Annotated in this window: 17 protein-coding genes; 5 read left to right on the forward strand and 12 right to left on the reverse strand. The window is 64.6% G+C overall.

What is annotated here, in order from left to right:
• Positions 1-106: 106 nt before the first annotated feature.
• A complete protein-coding gene (locus L0U84_RS34410; RefSeq protein WP_326491218.1) occupies positions 107-1,024 on the forward strand; it encodes an AraC family transcriptional regulator in 918 nt (305 codons plus the stop codon).
• A gap of 25 nt (positions 1,025-1,049) precedes the next feature.
• Here L0U84_RS34410 and L0U84_RS34415 read toward each other — a convergent pair whose 3' ends face one another.
• From L0U84_RS34415 to L0U84_RS34430, 4 genes are all read right to left on the reverse strand, one after another.
• Complete coding sequence (locus L0U84_RS34415; protein WP_233856549.1) at positions 1,050-4,082, reverse strand: FAD-binding and (Fe-S)-binding domain-containing protein; 3,033 nt, start codon at positions 4,080-4,082, stop codon at positions 1,050-1,052.
• Positions 4,083-4,130: 48 nt separating this feature from the next.
• Positions 4,131-4,880, reverse strand: coding sequence for a 2-keto-4-pentenoate hydratase (locus tag L0U84_RS34420; RefSeq protein WP_233856551.1), 750 nt, complete (start codon positions 4,878-4,880; stop codon positions 4,131-4,133).
• Positions 4,881-4,882: 2 nt separating this feature from the next.
• Positions 4,883-6,169 carry an MFS transporter gene (locus L0U84_RS34425; RefSeq protein ID WP_233856553.1) on the reverse strand — a complete coding sequence of 429 codons (1,287 nt, stop codon included), beginning with the start codon at positions 6,167-6,169 and terminating at the stop codon, positions 4,883-4,885.
• 245 nt (positions 6,170-6,414) lie between these two features.
• A complete protein-coding gene (locus L0U84_RS34430) occupies positions 6,415-7,635 on the reverse strand; it encodes a pyridoxal-phosphate-dependent aminotransferase family protein (protein WP_233856555.1) in 1,221 nt (406 codons plus the stop codon).
• Between the two features lie 171 nt (positions 7,636-7,806).
• Between L0U84_RS34430 and L0U84_RS34435 the strand changes: the two genes are divergently transcribed.
• Positions 7,807-8,538 (forward strand): GntR family transcriptional regulator, encoded by a 732-nt coding sequence (locus tag L0U84_RS34435; protein ID WP_233856557.1) that lies wholly within the window; start codon positions 7,807-7,809, stop codon positions 8,536-8,538.
• Between the two features lie 392 nt (positions 8,539-8,930).
• Here the strand turns inward: L0U84_RS34435 and L0U84_RS34440 are convergent, their stop codons facing one another.
• From L0U84_RS34440 to L0U84_RS34470, 7 genes are all read right to left on the reverse strand, one after another.
• Positions 8,931-10,262 carry an MFS transporter gene (locus L0U84_RS34440; protein ID WP_233856559.1) on the reverse strand — a complete coding sequence of 444 codons (1,332 nt, stop codon included), beginning with the start codon at positions 10,260-10,262 and terminating at the stop codon, positions 8,931-8,933.
• Between the two features lie 76 nt (positions 10,263-10,338).
• The gene (locus tag L0U84_RS34445) at positions 10,339-11,304 is read right to left on the reverse strand and encodes a hydroxymethylglutaryl-CoA lyase (RefSeq protein ID WP_233856561.1); all 966 of its coding nucleotides are present in this window, start codon (positions 11,302-11,304) and stop codon (positions 10,339-10,341) included.
• Positions 11,301-12,494, reverse strand: coding sequence for a CaiB/BaiF CoA transferase family protein (locus L0U84_RS34450; protein ID WP_233856563.1), 1,194 nt, complete (start codon positions 12,492-12,494; stop codon positions 11,301-11,303). The genes L0U84_RS34445 and L0U84_RS34450 overlap by 4 nt, the downstream gene beginning before the upstream one ends.
• 104 nt (positions 12,495-12,598) lie before the next feature.
• Complete coding sequence (locus L0U84_RS34455) at positions 12,599-13,588, reverse strand: LysR family transcriptional regulator (RefSeq protein ID WP_233856565.1); 990 nt, start codon at positions 13,586-13,588, stop codon at positions 12,599-12,601.
• A 21-nt stretch (positions 13,589-13,609) separates the two neighbouring features.
• Positions 13,610-13,918 carry a type II toxin-antitoxin system RelE/ParE family toxin gene (locus L0U84_RS34460; RefSeq protein ID WP_233856566.1) on the reverse strand — a complete coding sequence of 103 codons (309 nt, stop codon included), beginning with the start codon at positions 13,916-13,918 and terminating at the stop codon, positions 13,610-13,612.
• Positions 13,915-14,199, reverse strand: coding sequence for a YlcI/YnfO family protein (locus tag L0U84_RS34465; protein ID WP_233856568.1), 285 nt, complete (start codon positions 14,197-14,199; stop codon positions 13,915-13,917). Before L0U84_RS34465 ends, L0U84_RS34460 begins: the two co-directional genes overlap by 4 nt.
• 68 nt (positions 14,200-14,267) lie before the next feature.
• Positions 14,268-14,909, reverse strand: coding sequence for an HD domain-containing protein (locus tag L0U84_RS34470; protein ID WP_233856570.1), 642 nt, complete (start codon positions 14,907-14,909; stop codon positions 14,268-14,270).
• 257 nt (positions 14,910-15,166) lie between these two features.
• Between L0U84_RS34470 and L0U84_RS34475 the strand changes: the two genes are divergently transcribed.
• Positions 15,167-16,129, forward strand: coding sequence for a GlxA family transcriptional regulator (locus L0U84_RS34475; protein ID WP_233856572.1), 963 nt, complete (start codon positions 15,167-15,169; stop codon positions 16,127-16,129).
• Between the two features lie 53 nt (positions 16,130-16,182).
• The gene (locus L0U84_RS34480; protein WP_233856574.1) at positions 16,183-16,941 is read left to right on the forward strand and encodes an SDR family oxidoreductase; all 759 of its coding nucleotides are present in this window, start codon (positions 16,183-16,185) and stop codon (positions 16,939-16,941) included.
• 542 nt (positions 16,942-17,483) lie between these two features.
• Here the strand turns inward: L0U84_RS34480 and L0U84_RS34485 are convergent.
• Positions 17,484-18,005, reverse strand: a complete 522-nt coding sequence (locus L0U84_RS34485) for a MarR family winged helix-turn-helix transcriptional regulator (RefSeq protein WP_233856576.1) — start codon at positions 18,003-18,005, stop codon at positions 17,484-17,486.
• Positions 18,006-18,332: 327 nt separating this feature from the next.
• On the opposite strand from L0U84_RS34485, the gene L0U84_RS34490 reads away from it, so the two are divergent.
• Positions 18,333-18,713, forward strand: coding sequence for a BON domain-containing protein (locus tag L0U84_RS34490; protein WP_233856578.1), 381 nt, complete (start codon positions 18,333-18,335; stop codon positions 18,711-18,713).
• Positions 18,714-19,323 lie beyond the last annotated feature (610 nt).

A 19,323-nucleotide genomic window follows, 5' to 3' on the forward strand; every position in this document is an offset into this window, starting at 1 on the left:
TGTCCAAAATTGCGCACTTTTTCGCGCCGCTGCGCGGCCATGCAGGGCTCGCCGTATACTGGCCGCTCAACCGTTGCCTCTCACCGGAACACCTCCGCTCGCCGCCGTGAACGCCAGCCCGTCCGCCCCCGTGACACCCGCCGCCGGCACACCCTTTGGTCTGCAGTCGGTCTGTCACACGCTCGCCAGTGCGAACGCGAATCTGGACCGCTTCGCGTGGCTCGGCGACGGACTCGCGATCGCGCTATGGACCCGCGACACGGAGGAAGCCGAGACCGTCTACGAGCGGCCCGGCCATCACACGCTGTCGTGCTATCTGGACGGCGGCTATCGCACCGAGCGCCAGAAAATGCCGGGCCACTACGGCGCACCGTCGCGACTGTGCGCGCTGCCCGGCGATCACGAATCGCGCTGGTGGGTGCGCGGTCACATGCACTTCATGCACCTGTACTTCCTGCCCGAGCACTTCACGCGACGCGCGGTGCAGGAGCTCGACCGCGAACCGCGCGAACTGACGCTCGCCGATCGCACCTATTTCGAAGACCCGCGCATCGCGAGTCTGTGTCAGTCGCTCGTCAACGAGGAGTGGGAAAGTCCCGACGGTCAGCTGCGCACCAACGAGACCGCGCACGAAGTGCTGAGCCTGCTATTGCGCGGGCAAGGCGTACGGCGCGCGAACGTGGCGCTGAAGGGCGGGCTGTCGGCCGCGACGCGGCGCCGCCTGCGCGACTATATCGACAGTCACCTCGCGCAGCCGTTGACGCTCGGTGAGTTGTCGGGTGTCGCGGCGCTGTCGGAGTTTCATCTGGCGCGGATGTTTCGCGAGTCGTTCGGGTTGCCGCCCGCCGCGTGGATCGCGCGGCAACGGCTCGATCGCGCACGCACGCTGCTGCGCACGACGACGTTGCCGCTCGTGCAGATCGCCGAGCAGTGTGGCTTTGCGAACGCGAGTCACTTTAGTCACCGGTTTCGCGAGGCGGTTGGAGTGACGCCAGGTGGGTTTCGGCAAGCTATCGGCGTTTGAATCTCGCTTTCCAGTTAGCTTCGCGTCATTGGAGCGCCATCGCCAGCACGCGCGCGACGTGGATCGCGTCGACACCGGCTCCATCGTGAATCTGATGCCGGCAGCTGGTGCCGTCGGCGACCATCACCGTGGCGGCGTCGAGCTTGCGCACCGCGGGTAGCAGCGACAACTCGGCCATCGCCTGCGACGTCGCATAGTGCTCCGCTTCATAGCCGAAGCTGCCGGCCATGCCGCAGCACGACGATTCGACCGTCGATACCTTCAATTCGGGAATCCACTTCAGCACGGTCTGCACCGGCGTGAATGCGTCGAACGCCTTCTGATGGCAGTGGCCGTGCACGAGCGCCTGCTGCATCGGCAGCGGTTTCAGTTTGAGCTGCAAACGTCCGGCCTTTTCTTCGCGCACGAGAAATTCCTCGAATAGAAACGCGTGCTGCGACAGGCGCCGCGCTTCGTCGCCGAAACCGTATTGCAGGAATTCATCGCGCAAAGACAGCAGGCACGATGGCTCCAAACCCACCACCGGCACGCCGCGTTCGACGAACGGCCTGAACAGATCGAGCATGCGCCGTGCTTCCTGCTTCGCTTGATCGACGAGACCCGCGGCGAGAAACGTGCGGCCGCAACACACGGGACGCTCGCCTGGGCGTGCGTTGAAGTGGACCGTGTAGCCTGCCGCTTCGAGCACCTGTTGCGCGGCACGCGCGTTGTCGGGCTCGAGATGATTGTTGAAGGTGTCGACGAACAGCACGACTTCTTTCAGGGTGGAGACTTGTGTCGCGTTGCGTGCGGACTGCGTGGACACCGCATCGGCCAGAAAGGCCCTTTTGAACCGCGGCAAGCTCCGCTCAGTGGCGAACCCGACCGAGCGCTTGAACCATGTCGACAGCACCGGCACGTTGTCCGCGAGCGCCAGCAGCCCCGGCATGCGGCTCGCCGCGCCCGCATAGCGCGGCATGAACGCGACGAGCCTGTCGCGCAAGCGCACGCCATGAGTTTTTGCACGCGCCGCCCGCGCCTCGATCTTGAACTTCGCCATATCGACGCCGGTCGGACAATCGCGCTTGCAGCCCTTGCACGACACGCACAGGTCGAGCGTTTCCTTCACGTCGTCGCTCGCGAGCCCGCTTTCGCCGAGCTGCCCTGAAATCGCGAGCCGCAACGTGTTCGCCCGCCCGCGCGTCAGATGCTGCTCGTCCTTCGTCACGCGATAACTCGGGCACATCGTGCCTGCGTCGAACTTGCGACAGTGGCCGTTGTTGTTGCACATCTCGACCGCTTTCGCGAGGCCGCCGCTCAGATCGTCGCCGCTGCCCGCCGCGCTTTCTTCTCCCGTCAGCGGATTACGCCCGACGTTCCACGCCGACCAGTCGAGCGCCGTGTCGATGCGCTGTTCGCGATAGCCCGGCGCGAAGCGGAAATTGCGCGCGTCGTCCATCTTCGGCGGACGCACGATCTTGTCGGGATTGAAGCGGTTGTCCGGATCGAACAGCGTCTTGATCTCGCTGAACGCCTCATTCAGGCGCGGCCCATATTGCCACGCGACCCATTCGCCGCGGCATAGCCCGTCGCCATGCTCGCCGGAATACGCGCCCTTGTACTCGCGCACGAGCGCGGCCGCTTCCTCGGCGATCGCGCGCATCTTCGTCGCGCCGTCGCGGCGCATGTCGAGAATCGGCCGCACGTGCAGCGTGCCGACGCTCGCATGCGCGTACCACGTGCCTTCGGTGCCGTGGCGATGAAACACATCGGTCAGGCGGCTCGTGTAGTCGGCCAGATGTTCGAGCGGCACCGCGCAATCTTCGATGAAGGACACCGGCTTGCCGTCGCCCTTCATGCTCATCATGATGTTGAGCCCGGCCTTGCGCACTTCCCACAGCGCTTTTTGCGCATTCGCGTCCGCCATCTCGACGACCGCATCGGGCAAGCCCAGCTCGCCCATCAACTCGCTGAGTTGCTTCAGCGACGCGAGCTGCGCGTCGCGATCCTCGCCCGCGAACTCGACGAGCAGAATCGCCTGCGGCTCGCCGACCAGCGCCTTCTCGATCACCGGACGAAAGGCGGGATTGCTCAACGCGAGGTCGATCATCGTGCGATCGACCAGTTCGACCGCGACCGGTTTCAGCTTGACGATGTGCTGCGTGAGCGCCATCGACTGCCGGAAGGTCGGAAAGTTGACCACGCCCAGCGCCTTGTGCGCAGGCAGCGGTGCGAGCTTCAGCGTGATCTGCCGGCTGAATGCGAGCGTGCCTTCCGAGCCGACCAGCAGATGCGCGAGGTTCGCGCTGCCATCGTCGGTATAGGCGCGCGGATTCTGGCAGTCGAACAGATCGATGTTGTAGCCCGCCACGCGGCGCAGCACCTTCGGCACGCGCGCGACGATTTCGTCACGCTCGCGCTGCGCGATCCGCGTGACGCCCGCGACGATCTGCTGCAAGCGCTCGCCTTGCGGCGGCTCGCGCAGCGACGCGAAGCGCGCTTCGCTGCCGTCGGCGAGAATCGCGTCGATCGCCTCGACGTTGTGCACCATGTTGCCGTATTCGATCGAGCGCGAGCCGCACGAGTTGTTGCCGGCCATGCCGCCGATCGTGCACTGCGCGGCCGTCGATACATCGACCGGGAACCACAGTCCGTGCGGCTTCAGCCACGCGTTCAGATGATCGAGCACGACGCCGGGCTCGACCGTCACCGTGCGCGCGTCGGCATCGAACGCGACGATGTTGTTCAGCCACTTGCTGGTATCGACCACCAGCGCTTCGCCGACCGTCTGCCCGCACTGGCTCGTGCCCGCGCCGCGCGCGAGCAGCGGCACTCTCTCGCTGCGCGCGATCTCGAGCGCGATGCGCAGATCGTCCTGATCGCGCGGCACCACCACGCCGACCGGCGTGATCTGATAAATCGACGCATCGGTCGCGTAGCGGCCACGGCTGGCGAGATCGAACAGCACGTCGCCGCGCAGCGCTTTGCGCAGATGCTGCGCGAGCGGGCTCGTCGCGCGCGCGGCGGAAGGAACCAGATGGATCGGCTTGACGAGCAAGCCCGCGGTGGGATTCGTCATTTCGTCGGCCTTGAGAGGAGTGCGCCTGAACCGCGCGGCTCGAATTGCCTAGTAGAGCGTCAGATGAACCGGCGCGAGTCCTTCGATATGCCCGCTCGCGGTGCCCGCCTCGCGCGGAAAAAACATGCCGGTGTACGACCCGGCGGTGATCACCATTTCCGGTGTCACCGCGATGCCGCGCGCACTTGCGTGATTGACGAGCCACGTCAACAGCCGCCGTGGATCGCCGGCCGGATTCGCGGGCGGCGCCTGAACGACATCGCGTCCGTTGAACTCGAAACGCAGCGACGGCGAGAGGTACGGAAAGTCCTCGCGATACCGCGTGAATTCGCCGACGATCAGCGCGCCGTGATTCTGCAAGTCCGCGAGCTGCGCGAGTTTGTCGATGGCGGGCCACGCGGCATAGCGGCTCGCGACGATCTCGATGGTCCCGCCGATCGAGCCGATGCCCGCGAGCACTTCGTCTTCGCGGTACGGCGTCGCGGACGGCTCGAAACGCCGGCCGAAACGGAACGCGACTTCGAGTTCGAGCCCGAGCGGCGCGAAGCCTTCGCGCGACACGCGCGCGCCGTCCGCATGCAGATCGGTGTCGGGCAACGGCGCGCCTTGAATCGGTCCGCTGGCCGATTTCGCGCCGATCTTCCAGCCGCCGATTCGCGCGCCGCCCGCGCCCAGAATCTCGTGCTGGATCGAGTAGGCCGCTTCGGCATCGGCAGGAAGCGGCTCCGGCGGCAACGTATCGAGCACCGCACGATTGCGGCGCGCATCGGCAAGAAGCTGGCTCAGTGACGAAGTCATGTTTACACCCCCATCCGGGTGGAAACACGCGCCTTCTCCGATGCGCCCGCTTCGAAGCGGCTCTCCGGCTGCATGCGGAACGCCAGCACGACGCCGACGCCCATCAGCAACATGCTGCCGACGAACGGCAGATCCCAGTTGCCGAAGTGGTCGATCAGAAAGCCGCCCATCACCGGCGAGATGATCGCGGCGAGTGCCGAGCCCGTGTTCATCATGCCACTCGCGGTGCCGGAGAATTCCGGCGCGATATCCATCGGGATCGCCCACATCGGGCCGATCGTCATCTCGGCGAAGAAGAAGCCCGACGCGAGACAGGCGATCGACAGCGTCAGGTCATGCGTGAACATCAGCGGAATCAGCGACAGCAGGCAGAACAGCATGCACACCGACACCATCCAGCTGCGCGCGCGTTTGAGGCTGCCGGTGCGCTTGAAGATCGCATCGGTGACGATACCGCCGAGCGTGTCGCCGATCACGCCGGCGAAGAACACGACCGACGCGAAGATCGCCGACTTCTGCAATTGCAGATGATGGTTATGCAGGAAGTACAGCGGAATCCAGCTCAGGAACAGCCACAGCGTCCAGCCGTAGCAGAAGTAGACGATCGTGACCGGCGTCATGCGGCGAAACAGCTTGCCCCACGGCAGCCCGGTGACTTTCGGCTTCGACGCGGGCAGCACGGCGAGTTCCTCGGGCGTGATGCGCGGATGATCCTTCGGATGCTCGGTGAAGGTGAGCGCCCACATCACGACCCACACCAGGCTCAGCGCGCCGCAGATATAAAACGACTCGCGCCAGCCCCAGTTGGTCATCACGAGCACGATGAGCGCCGGCGCGACCGCATTGCCGACTCGCGACGCCGCGTGCGTGATGCCCTGCGCGAAGCCGCGCTTTTCTTTCGCGACCCAGCGCGACATCGCCGACGTTGCAGCCGGGAACGTCGCGCCTTCACCGAAGCCGAGCACGAGCCGCGCGGCGAGCAACGAAGCGAGTCCGCCCGCGAGGCCCGTGAACACCGTCGCGAGACCCCAGATCGCGCCGCAGAACAGCAGCGTGCGTCGCGCGCCGAAGCGATCGCTGACCCAACCGCCGATCACCTGAAACAGCAGATACGGATACGCGAAGGCCGAGAACACGAGGCCGACCTGCGTATGCGTGAGATTGAATTCCTTGCCGAAACCCGCGGCCGCTGTGCTGACGTTCACGCGATCGAGGTACGTGATGAAGTACATGATGCAGAGCATCACTAGAACGATACTGGTCGCACTGGTCAAACGAAACCGCTTCATCGTCTCTCTCCATGGCATGTGTCGACGGCGCGCCTGAAGTGGCGCGCTGCGTCGTCGCCCGTCGGCCGCGAGAGCCGCTGTGGACGCATTGCATGTTGTTCTGGCCGCGTTCTGCGCGCGGCTCGATGAGGGAAGCGCTCCCTGGTGTTGCGGGTTGTTCCTTGTTGCCGATTGTTTGCGTGACCGAGGCTTGACGGGTTCGCTATGGTTCGCGGCGCGACGCCGCTACGAACACCGCCCGACACTCACGCCGCGGCCTTCAACCCCGGCGTCTTCGGTGCCTGGCTCAGCCACTCCATCGCGGCCGGCATGCCGCTTTCCTTGAGCGGCACGCCAGCAAGCCGCAGACCCATTTCGCAGCCGGCCAATGTCGCGAGCAGCATCAGATCGTTGCAATCGCCGAGATGGCCGATGCGGAACATGCGGCCTTTCATCTTGCCGAGGCCCGTGCCGAGCGACATGTCGAAGCGTTCGTAGATCAGCTTGCGCACCGCGTCGGCGTCGACGCCGTCGGGCATCATCACGCCCGTGAGCACCGGGCTATAGACGGCGGGGTCGGCACACTGAATGTCGAGCCCCCACGCTCGCACCGCGCGGCGCGTCGCTTCGGCGAGCCGCTCGTGACGCGCGAACACGTTGTCGAGCCCTTCGCCGAGGATCATCTCGATCGCTTCGTGCAGGCCGTACAGCAGGTTCGTGTTCGGCGTGTACGGCCAGTAGCCCGTCTTGTTCATTTCGACGATTTCCGACCAGTCCCAGAAGCTGCGCGGCAGGTTCGCGTGCTGGTTCGCGGCCATCGCCTTGGGCGAGATCGCGTTGAAGCTGATGCCCGGCGGCAGCATCAAGCCCTTTTGCGAACCCGAGACGGTCACGTCGACACCCCATTCGTCGTGACGATAGTCAGCGCAGGCGAGACCGGAGATCGTATCGACGAGCAGCAGCGCCGGATGGCCCGCGGCGTCGATCGCGCGGCGCACGGCGGCGATGTCGGACGTGACGCCGGTCGAGGTTTCGTTGTGCACGACGCAGACCGCCTTGATCGCATGCTGCGTGTCGGCGCGCAAACGCTCTTCGATCATCTGCGGCTGCACACCGCGCCGCCAGCCTTCAATGCCAGGCAGACCCAGGAATTCGGGCTTCAGGCCGAGCTTCTCGGCCATTTTTTTCCACAGCGTCGCGAAGTGGCCGGTCTCGAACATCAGCACGTGATCGCCGGCACTCAGCGTGTTCGACAACGCGGCTTCCCACGCGCCCGTGCCGGACGCCGGATAGATGACGACCGGCTGCTGCGTCTTGAAGATCTTCTTGATGCCGTCGAGCACCTTGAGACCCAGTTCGCCGAATTCGGGTCCGCGATGATCGATGGTCGGATAGCTCATCGCGCGGAGGATGCGATCGGGCACCGGGCTCGGCCCGGGAATCTGCAGGAAGTGACGGCCAGCGGGATGAAAATCTAGCTTCAGCATCGGGTTCCTCCAATTGAATTTTGCATGCAAAAAACTATATCAGACGAAGCGCGACGCTCCCAAGACGAAAATTGGCCGTCGAGGCCCGTGTTTACCCGCATTTGCGCGATGATTAACTAATCGATAGGGTTCCGATAAAATCCCACGTCATGTGAAGCTGAGGGTTTTTGTATGCAAAATTCGGATTTCGACGCGGGTATGGCCGCTGCCCCGGCAATGCCGAAGGTCGAGCGTCAGCGCCTGCACGACACGGTGGTGGAGCACATTCGCCGCTTTATCGTCGAGGGGGTGCTGGAGCCCGGCAAAAAACTGAACGAGCGCGAGTTGTGCGAAACGCTCGGCATTTCGCGCACGCCGCTGCGCGAGGCGCTGAAGGTGCTGGCTGCCGAAGGTCTGATCGAGATTTCGCCGAATCGGGGCGCGTCGGTGTCGAAGATGTCGGAAGCCGAGGTGCGCGAGACCTTCGAACTCATGAGCGGCCTCGAAGCGTTTTCGGGCGAACTCGCGGCGGAACGCATTACCGCGACGGAACTCGCCGAGATCAAGGCACTGCATTACACGATGCTCGCGTGCCGCGCGCAGAACGATCTGGCGGGCTACTACAGCCGCAACCAGGCGATCCACGACAAGATCAACGAAGCGGCGAGAAATTCGGCGCTGCGGCAAACGTATGTGTCGGTCAACCGGCGGCTGCAGGCGCTGCGCTTTCGCTCGAACTATCAGACGCCGAAGTGGGACCGCGCGATTCACGATCACGATGAGATGCTGAAGGCGCTCGAGGCTCGCGACGGGAAGAAGCTCAGCGCGATTCTGCGGCAGCATCTGCTGGATAAGCGGGATGCGGTTTTGCAGGTGCAGGTGCAGGAGGAGGTGGTGGCTTCGGCGTCGGGGTTGAAAGCGTGACGCGCACGATCGGTGCCGCACCTCGCATCGCTTCCCGTGCCGGCCAACAAAAGTTGTCCACCTAAATTGTTGGCAAGCCTGTGGACAACCTTCGCACAGCGGGCTTAAGTGTTTGAAGCGAGAGAACTATCCGCGCGCGGTGCACGCGTAGGCAGCGAGTGTCGCTACGGAGTCCGTGATACTGGCGAGCCAGCATTGCAAGGACGCCGTAGCACTCGCGCCGACCTCGAAGACCAGTTGTCCACATAATTTGGGAACAAGCTTGTGGACAACCTGCGCACAGGCCTGCCAAGTAATTGATGCGGCAGGCCTATCGTTCGCGGATGCGGTAGCGGGCAGCGGCGCGGCACGTCGCGCGATGCGAGCCCACGACCGCGCACACCGCCTCGATTTCACTGCGCCGTTTCACGACTGCGCAACGACTCCGGCAACCCATACAGCACGATCAGCGCGCACACCACACTCAACGCGCCGATCACATACAGTGCCGGCGTCGTGCTGCCGGTCAGATCCTTCACTCGCCCCACCATCACCGGGCTCACGATCCCGCCAAGTTGCCCGAGCGTGTTGATCAACGCGATACCGCCCGCGGCGCCCGCGCCGGTGAGAAGCTTCGGCGGCAGCGCCCAGAACGCCGGAATCGAGGCGACCACGCCCGCGCCCATCACCGCAAGCGCGACCACCAGCAACGCGGTCTGCTTGTCGAAGTAGCCCGCGGCGAAGAAGCCGACTGCCGACATCAACAGCAGCCCGAACACGAACTTGCGACGCTCGCCGCTCGCGTCCGACAGACGGCCGACCACCACCATGCAGATTGCGCCGCACACATAAGGCACCGCCGTCAGCAGGCCGACCACGGTCGGATTCTTCGTACCCGCCACGTGAATCAGATGGGGTGCCCAGAAGTTCAAACCGTACGACGCGATCTGAATCAGGAAGTACACGAGCCCGAGCGTCAGGAAGCCCGGCGTCTTCAGCGCGCCCAGCAACGAATGGCCGGTCGCGGCCGGGCGGCTTTGCTGCGCGATCTCCCCAGCGAGCAGGCTCTTTTCTGACGACGACAGCCAGCCCGCATCGTCGATACGATCCTTCAGCAGCTTCAGCACCAGCAGACCGAGCACGACGCACGGCAAGCCGCCGAGCAGGAACAGCCAGTGCCAGCCCGGCATGCCTAGCACGCCGTCCATATGGCCGATCACGAGCCCCGCGAGCGGCGCGCCGACCAGCCCCGAAAACGCCGACGCGAGAAACAGCATCGACGTGATGCGGCCGCGATACTCGGTCGGAAACCACAGCGTCAGGTAGTACAGCACGCCGGGGGCGAAGCCCGCTTCCATCGCGCCGATCACGAAGCGCAGCCCGTAGAACTGCCATTCGTTGTTCACGAACACCATCGCCGCGGTCGCAAGACCCCAGGAAATCATGATCCGCGCGATCCAGCGTCGCGCGCCAACCTTGTACAGGAACAGATTGCTCGGCACCTCGAACAGCACGTAGCCGATCACGAACAGACTCGCGCCGAGACCGTACGCGGTATCGGACAAGCCCAGATCGCTTTGCAGCTGGAACTTCGCGAAGCTGATGTTGATGCGGTCGAAGAACGCGAACAGATAGCAGATCATGATGAGCGGCATCAGCCGCCACGCGACTTTGCGGACGATGGCCGCGAGATCGTCAGCGCCATGTTCGCGGGTACTGCCCGCCACTACGCCCAGGTCACTCATGCTTGTCTCCAATGCCGGATTCGGCGGTGCCGTCCGGTCGTTTGATCGGTTGAGGGGTTGTTCGTCGGGGTGCGGTTCAGATCTGCCGAACGTAGTCGGGCGCCGGATGCAGGTCGCAATTGCGGCCCGCTTTGGCAAGTTGCCCCGGCACGTCGTGGCCGAGCAACGCGGGCAAACCGCGTGACAGCGTGAGCAGCTTCGGCAGATCGATCCCGGTCGGGATGCCCATTTCATCGCACAGGTTCACGAGGTCTTCGGTGCAGATGTTGCCCGAGGCGCCCGGCGCGAACGGGCAGCCGCCGAGGCCGCCGAGCGCCGCGTCGAAGCGGCGCGCGCCGGTTTCATACGCGACGAGCACGTTGGCGAGACCGAGGCCGCGCGTGTTGTGAAAGTGCAGAGTGAGCGCCGCGGCCGGCAGTTGTTCGAGCACGCGTGCGACGAGCCGCGCGACCTGGCGCGGACTCGCCATGCCGGTCGTATCGGCGAGCGTGATGCCCTCGATGCCCATCTCGCGATACGCGTCGACGATGCCGATCACGCGGTCTTCGTCGATGCGGCCTTCGAACGGACAGCCGAACGCGGTTGCCACCGTCGCGTTGAGCCGCACGCCCGCGGCCAACGCGCGACGCACGATGTCGTCGAACGCCGCGAGCGACGACTCGCAGCTCATGCGCATGTTCGCGCGGTTGTGCGTCTGGCTCGCGGACATCACCAGGTTCAGTTCGTCGGCGCGCGCGGACAATGCGCGCTCGGCGCCCTTCAGGTTCGGCACCAGCGCGACGTAGATCACGCCGGGTTGCCGCTCGATCCGCTCGAACACGGCCTCGCCGTCGCGCAACGCGGGAATCGCTTTCGGCGACACGAACGAACCCGCTTCGATGCGCGTGAATCCGCAGGTGGACAGCGCGTTGATCAGCGCGATCTTGTCGGCGGTTTCGACCCAGGTTGGCTCGATCTGCAGGCCATCGCGCGGAGCGACTTCCTGCACGATCAGGCGGTCGAAGGACGCGCCATCGCGCGTGGAAAAGATCGTGGAATTCATTGCACGGCTCCCTCGCGGCGCAGCCGCTCGATGTCTTCGTTCGCAAATCCAAGCTCGCTGAGCACGCTGCCGGTGTGCTCGCCGAGCGTCGGTCCTTGCCAGCGCACTTCGCCCGGTGTGTCCGACAGCTTCGGCACGATGCCCGGCATCTTCACCGACGCGCCGCCCGGCAATTGCGCCTGCAGCAACATGTCGCGCGCCTGGTAATGCGGATCGGCGACGATGTCGGCCACCGAATAAATGCGCCCCGCCGGCACTTCGGCGCGTTCGAGCGCGGCCAGCACGTCTTCGATCGCGTGACGCGAAGTCCACTCGGTGATCGCCTGGTCGAGCATCGCAACCTGCTTGACGCGGCCGTCGTTGTGCGCGAGCGCGGGATCGTCGGCGAGATCGGGGCGGCCGATCAGCTGCATCAGCCGCTTGAAGATCGGATCGCTGTTGCCGGCGATCACGACAAAGCTGTCGTCCTCGGTGCGATACGTGTTCGACGGCGCGATGCCAGGCAACGCGCCGCCACTGCGCTCGCGCACATGGCCGAGCAGGTCATACTCGGGCACGAGGCTTTCCATCAGATTGAATACGCTCTCGACGAGCGACACGTCGACCACCTGGCCTTCGCCCTGCCCTGTCTTCACGCGCAGCAGCGACATCAGCGCGCCGATCACGCCGTGCAGCGACGCGAGCGAATCGCCGAGACTCACGCCGACGCGAGCCGGTGCGCCGTCCACCTCGCCGGTCGTGTAGCGAATGCCGCCCATCGCCTCACCGATCGCGCCGAAGCCGGGCCGGTCGCGATACGGACCGGACTGACCGTAGCCGGAAATGCGCACCATCGTCAGTTTCGGATTGAGCGCATGCAGCACGTCCCAGCCGAGGCCGAGTTTTTCGAGCGCACCGGGACGCAGATTCTCGATGACGACGTCGGCGTCGGCTGCAAGGCGCTTGACGACCTCGACGCCATCGGCCGATTTCAGATTCACGCAGACGGACTTCTTGTTGCGCGACTGCAGATACCACCACAGCGAGGTGCCTTCATGCAGCTTGCGCCATTTGCGAAGGGGGTCGCCGGTTTCGGGCGCCTCGATCTTGATCACGTCGGCGCCGAACTCCGCCATCAGGCGCGCAGCGAACGGCGCGGCGATGAGCGTGCCGATCTCGACGACGCGAATACCTTGCAGTGGTCCACCCATGTTGCTGTCTCCGAACTCGTTTCGTGTTGGTAGACAGCTTAGGAGCGGCGTGGCGGCGGCGTCCAACCGCAATTCGCCAACGACCGTTCGCCAACGGCGAACGCTCAGCGGCGGCCACGGGCTCGGCGCGAAGGCTGGGAGGTGGTGGAGGGACTGGGTTCGCTTTGCGCGTCTGCTGTTTCGCGCGCCTCGACCGTGCGCAGATGATCGAACAGCAGCCGGCTCACCGGCGACAGCGCATCGACGTCGCGCACGACGAGCACGAGGCTGCGCTCGGCCCAATCGTCGTCGAGCGGCATGCCGACGAGACCGAGCGGGCGGCCCATCAGCTGATACACCTTTTGCGGCAGCACGCCGACGCCCATGCCCGCCTGCACCATCCGGCAGACCGCATCGAAGCCCGGCACGTGGATGCGCAGCCGTAGCGGCTTGCCGGCCTGGCGCGCGGCGAGGTGGGTGCGCGCGTTGATCGAGCTCGCCGAATGCAGGCCGACGTGATCGCCATCGAGCGTTTCGGCGAACGCGATGCTCGTGCGTACCGCGAGCGGATGATCGTCGCGCATCACGATCACGAGCGAATCGCGCCGGTAGTGCTCGGCGTGCAGCTCGCGCGTATCGGCGTCGCCGGAGCAGATGCCGAGATCGGCGAGGCTTTCGTCGATGGCTTTGACGACGCCGCCGCTCGGTCGCTCCTCGAGATCGACCTTCACGCGCTCGTGCAACGACTGGAACGCGCGCAGATCTTCAGGCAGGAATTCGACGATCGCCGACAGGTTCGCCATCATCCGCACATAGCCGAGCACGCCGCTGGCATGGCCGGCCAGTTCGATGCCGATGCTCTCGATGTCGCGCAGCACCCGGCGCGCATGATGCAGCAGCGTTTCGCCGGCCGGCGTCAGCGTCATGCCGCGCGCGTTACGCTGAAATAGCGACGCGCCGACCGCCTGTTCGAGTTCGACCAGCCGCTTGCTGGCGGCGGACACGGCGATCGCCTCGCGCTCGGCGGCACGCGTGAGCGTGCCCTCCTCGAAGACGGCGAGAAAGAGTTGCAGCGTGGTGAGGTCGAGCTTGCGGAGAAGGTTTTTGATGACCATGGCGCGGCGACGGAAGTTCGGTCAGTGACAATCATCCTCTAGCTGATCGCGCACCGCCAGTACGGTCACGGTTTGGCTGTTGTCGATCTCGAACAGCGCGACGTAGCCCACGCGACCAAATGGGATCAGCAGCTCGCGCAAAAACGGCGTATCGCGCTGAACCTTTCGGCAAGTGAACGGCGAAGTACGCAGCGTGGCGATACCCGCGCGGATGGCTTGCAAGGCGCTCTCGACGAGCGAGAAATCCATGCCGTCCCGCTCGAGGATGAAATCGTACAGTCTCTGCAGGTCCGCCGCCGCGGCGCGTGTCAAACGACCCTGATAGGTCATCGGTTCTTCTTTGCGTGGGCCTTCGCCCTTGCTTCGCCGAGCCGCGATTCGAGACCAGAGAGCACGTCGTCGGCCGATACGTAGTCGCCGCCTTGCTTCGCTTCGGCACGCGACTCGAGCCCTCGCGCGACGAATTCACGCAAATTCAGGCGCCGCGCGATGTTGTCCCGGATCGCCTGCTCGACGAAACTGGACAGGCTTTCGCCGTCCTGCAGCACCTCTTCGGCCGCAGCCCGCAGTTCAGGCTCGACCCGAACCGACGGGAAAGTAGCGCTTTTCATCGTTCGGCTCCATGCATCGCATCTGCGATGCACTATCGCGTTACCTCATTCCTGCTGCAAGCAGGCATTCACGACTTCCACGCCGAACCCAGAATCATCGTGCAGAAATTCTCACGGTGATAATGCGGATCTTTCAACGCGAGCACGTCGGCCTTCACGTTGCCGAACGTCGTGTGCGGCTTGTGGATCGTGCCGTGCGCGAACGCATCGATGATGCCCTCCTTGAAGTGCGCGCCGCGCGGATGCGCATGCGTGACTTCCTCGCGTTGCTGCTCGCTGAATTCGTCGTAGGCGAGGCCGAGCACGTCCATTTCGACGCCCGCGGTGACGAGCGCGATCACTGGCTTCATATGCTGCGGAATGCCTGGTGTCGTGTGCAGCGCGATCGCGGTCCACACCTGCTCGATTTCGTCCTCGCCGATCCGATGCCGCCGCAAAAATTCGCGCGCGGCGTTCGCGCCGTCCACTTCGAAACGTTCCTGCTCGCTGCTGTACGGCGCGACGAGCCCCATGTCGTGAAACATCGCGCCGATGTACAGCAGTTCGGGGTCGAACTTCAGCTGCTTGCGCTGACCGGCCAGCGCGCCGAACAGAAACACGCGCCGCGAATGGTGATACAGAAGCTCCGTTTCGGTGTCGCGCACGAGTTCGGTGGCTTCGCGCGCCATCATGCTGTCGGGAATCTGGATACCTGCGATCGTCGTAGTCATGCGACGTACTCCTTCGTATGCGAACGTAAATGTGATCAACGGGACGCGCGCCGCGGCTTCAACGCGCGTTTTGGTATGCTGGTCCGCGCCGTGATGTCGATGCCTGCCGCCTGCCTGTGAGACCGCGCGTCCGATGAATCGAGTATTGGCCAGCGCGGCGCCTCAAACAATCGCCGCGAGCCGTCGAACACTGCCAACCGCACGGCAATGACTGCCGCGGCGTGCCCTTCACGTTTCCCGTCAAAGGAACTCATTCGATGCCCACCGTCGCGATCGCGATCTTCCCTGGTGTGCAGGCACTCGACGTCGCCGGCCCCGTCGACGTGTTCTCCGAAGCGAACCGCTTCGTCGCGCCCGCGCAGCACTACGAGGTCAAGCTGCTGGCAGCGGACCCGGCGCCGCTGCGCGCGTCGAACGGCATGACGCTGGTGGCGGACGCCACCTTCGAGCAGGCGCGCGACCCGTTCGATCTCGCGCTGGTCGCCGGCGGCCCCGCGCTGCCGCACGACGAAGTGCCCGACGCTCGCCTGCTCGAATGGCTCGCTAACCTCGCGACACGTTGCGCCCGCTACGGTTCGATCTGCACCGGCGCATTCGCGCTCGGTTACGCCGGCCTGCTCGATGAGCGCCACGTGACGACGCACTGGCAGCACGCGGCGCAGCTCGCCGCGCAGTTTCCGCGCGCGCGGGTCGACTTCGATCGCATCTATCTGCGCGACGGGCCGCTCGTCACGTCGGCGGGCGTGACGGCCGGCATCGATCTGTCGCTCGCGCTGGTGGCCGAGGATCACGGTCCGCATACCGCGCTCGCGGTCGCCAAGCGGCTCGTCGTGTTCGCGCAGCGGCAAGGCGGCCAGTCGCAATTCAGCCCGTATCTGACCGCGCCCGCGGACGACACCTCGGCCGCCGCGAAAGTGCAGGCGCACGTGATGGCGCGCATCCACGACAGCTTCACCGTCAAGCAGCTCGCCGACGTCGCGGGCATGAGCGCGCGTAACTTCGCGCGCGTGTTCGTGCAGGAAACCGGCGTGACGCCGCATGAGTTCGTCGAACGCGCTCGCGTGGATGCGGCGCGCAAGCTGCTCGAAAGCAGCGCCGCGGCGCTGAAGACGATCGCCTACGATTGCGGCTTCGGCACCGCCGACCGCATGCGCATCGTGTTTGCGAAGCGGCTTGGCGTGACGCCGATGCAGTATCGCGAGCGCTTTCGCCAGGCGTGAATGCGGCGTGAGAAAATCGGCGCCTCTGCACGTCAACGATCACAAGGAACGACATGACCTCCTCTTCTCCGATTCGCGCGATCGTCACCGGCCATACGCGCGGCCTGGGCGCGGCGCTCGCCGAACAACTGCTCGCGCGCAACGTCACGGTTCTGGGTCTGTCGCGCTCGCGGCATGCCGCGCTGAAGGCGCGCTTTGCCGCGCAGCTCGAAGAGGTCGAGTTGCCGCTGGCCGAGCCCGCGCGCGTCGCGCAATGGATCGCCACCGACGCACTGAGCAACTTCGTGCGCGGCGCTCAGACGGTGCTGCTGATCAACAACGCGGGCATGGTGCAGCCGATCGGGCCCATCGAGGGACAAAACGCGGCTGATGTCGGCGACGCCGTGAGCCTGAACGTCGCGACGCCGCTGATGCTCGCGAGCGCACTCGCCGCCGCGGCCGTCGACGCTACGGACCGGCGCATCGTGCACATTTCGAGCGGCGCGGCACGCAACGCGTATCCGGGCTGGAGCATCTACTGCGCGACCAAGGCCGCGCTCGATCATCACGCGCGCGCCGTCGCGCTCGACGCGAATCGCGCGCTGCGCATCTGCAGCCTTGCACCGGGCGTGATCGATACGGACATGCAGGCGCAAATTCGCGGAAGCGGCGAAGAGCAATTTCCGATGCGCGCACGCTTCGAAGACCTGAAGCGCAACGGCCAACTGACGACGCCCGAGCAATGCGCGGCGCAGCTGATCGACTACGCGCTCAGCGATGCGTTCGGGCAGACGCCGGTCGCGGATATTCGCGAGTTCGCGAAATCGGCTTGACGGGCAGTTGCGGGCGGTTTTTGCGCTCCCGAAAATTCTCACCTCAGGCATGGAGCAGTGGCGGATCGGCGTCAGGTATCGTCCTCATTGCTCCCGAAAAGCCTCACCTTTACGTTGAAAAGCGGCCTCGCGGGTGCATTTCAGAGGGCGCGTTACTGCTCTCACGCACCGCCCCCGAAAAGGCTCACCTTTGACTCAATGCGGCCGGTTCGCTTCGCCGATGCCGGCCGCGCATGCGGCAGATCGCCTGGACATTCAACGACTTACGTTACGCAGCCGGCGAGCAGTCGATGCAACGGATGCAATGTTTGGCGACTGTATGAAGCGCGTTTAGCACATCGACAGAGCATGCAGCCGGCCGATAGAGCATCGACGGCTCCCGAAAATTCTCACCTATGGCTGACAGGCAAAGATGCGCGCCCTGCCGCATGCCTGTTGCCGCGCCGTTTGTTGCGTTGCTGGCGCGGCCGGTTAGTTGCAAAAGGATCGCTCGCGCGCGACTCCCGAAAGTCCTCACCTTTCGCGCGTCGCAAGCGCCACGCTCATTCAATCGATGCGTTCTTCAGCTCATGCACCGCGACGAGGTTTTTCATCACGTCGACGATCGCCGTTCTAACCTGCGCAGGCAGATGGCCGAAAAACTCGTCGTCGTTCTGATCGCCCAGTTGCGCGAGTTCGGGGACGAGCGCCTGTGCGGCATCGCTTAACGCGATCAGATGATTGCGACGGTCTTCGTCGACCGTCTCGCGTTCGAGCAGCCCCTTGGCCTCGATCCGGGCCAGCAGCTTAGAAACCGCGCCCTTGCTGATGCCAGTGCGCGCGGCGAGCGCGGTTGCCGACGTGGGCCCCGACGCGTAGATCTCGCGCAATAGCACCCACTCGGAGACCGTCACGCCGTGCGCTTCCATCTTCGTCTGGAACCCATGCGACACGTGATTCGACACGAGGCGCAACCAGTAACCGACGTGCGCTTCGACATCGCTGACGGGGCTTGTGCGCGCAGCCCGCGCCGGCTTCCTGCGAGACGGCCTGAGCGCATTGCGCTTCTGACGGGAACCTTGCATCGACGTGAGCGGACCTTCAGAAAAGGAAGCAACGGTGAGATTGCGATATTAGTTTCCTAGGAAACCATTAGCAACTTATCGCACCGTCCAGGCGACTCCCGAATTCCCTCACCTTCAGTTTTGCAGTGCGCGTACAGGTGCGCATATTCTCACCTCGGCGGCTCCCGAATCTTCTCACCTATCGGTATCGACGCGTGCGCCGCAGAATATAATCGGAGCCGACGGTCGATTACTCGTCGCGAGGCGGCAGTGCGTTGCGCCGCCTCTTCCCCGCTGGCATCACGCAGCTCGAACGGCAGTTCCTGACAATCCGGCAAAGGAGGAAGAATGAAGACAAACGGCGCGAGCAGAATCTTCGGCGCAGTGTTCGCGGTGGCCATCGCGACTTGCGCGACCTATGCGAACGCACAGACGCGCGAGATGCCGACCGACGCGTCGATGCAAAGCCAGTCGGCCCCAGCGGCTTCGAACCGGAACAACAACCGGTCCGACAGCGCGATCGTCAGCGACGTCCGCCGTGCTTTCACGCGCACGACGAACCTCAATTCGGCGAACATCCGCGTCGACGCGCGCCACGGCGTCGTTACGCTGAGCGGCACGGTACCCCAGCAATCGCAAATCGCGCGAGCCGGCAACGCCGCGCGATCGGTTCGCGGCGTCAGAAGCGTGCATAACCGGCTGACCGTGCGACGGCGCGCCAATCAGTGAGCGCGCGCGGCGGCATCGGTCAGATGGTTCGATGCCGCCTGTTCGACCTTCCCCCTATATTGGTCTTGCCCCGCAGGTCATTCAGAGTGCGCAGCGTTGCGCGCCGCACATAATTTCTGCTCTGCTTAAGAAACAGGTTGACCTCGGCGGAAGGCGACCCCTAGAATTAAAAAATCATCATCAATGGGGCTCACGCCTTGGACACCTGCAGTAGCCGACTTCCGAACAGATTCGCTGCCTGACCGGCAGGACGTCCGCGCTCTCTTCATCAGCCGCCGTCTTGCCAGCAGGCAGACGGTGCGCGCCGCAGTCTTTTCCCGTGCACCTTACGTAACGTCGTATCCGCATGACAGGAACGCCGCGTTCAAACGCGTCCCTACGCTGATACGGCGTCGCATCGCGAGCCTCGCGCCCGCGGTCGCGTTTGCGCGCGCGTTGTCAGTCAACGCATTCAGTTCAACGCAATGCGCGCGAACGCGTGGATAAACACGTGTGTAGCGAGCGTACGCAGCGCCTGCTACATACCGAGAAGGAGCCGCCATGCCTGACAGTGACAGTTATCCCTTATGCCGCTTCCCCGTTCTATTAACTGAGGAAAGCGAGTAGACCT

This window comes from Paraburkholderia sp. HD33-4, from assembly GCF_021390635.1.
Taxonomy (GTDB): Bacteria; Pseudomonadota; Gammaproteobacteria; order Burkholderiales; family Burkholderiaceae; genus Paraburkholderia.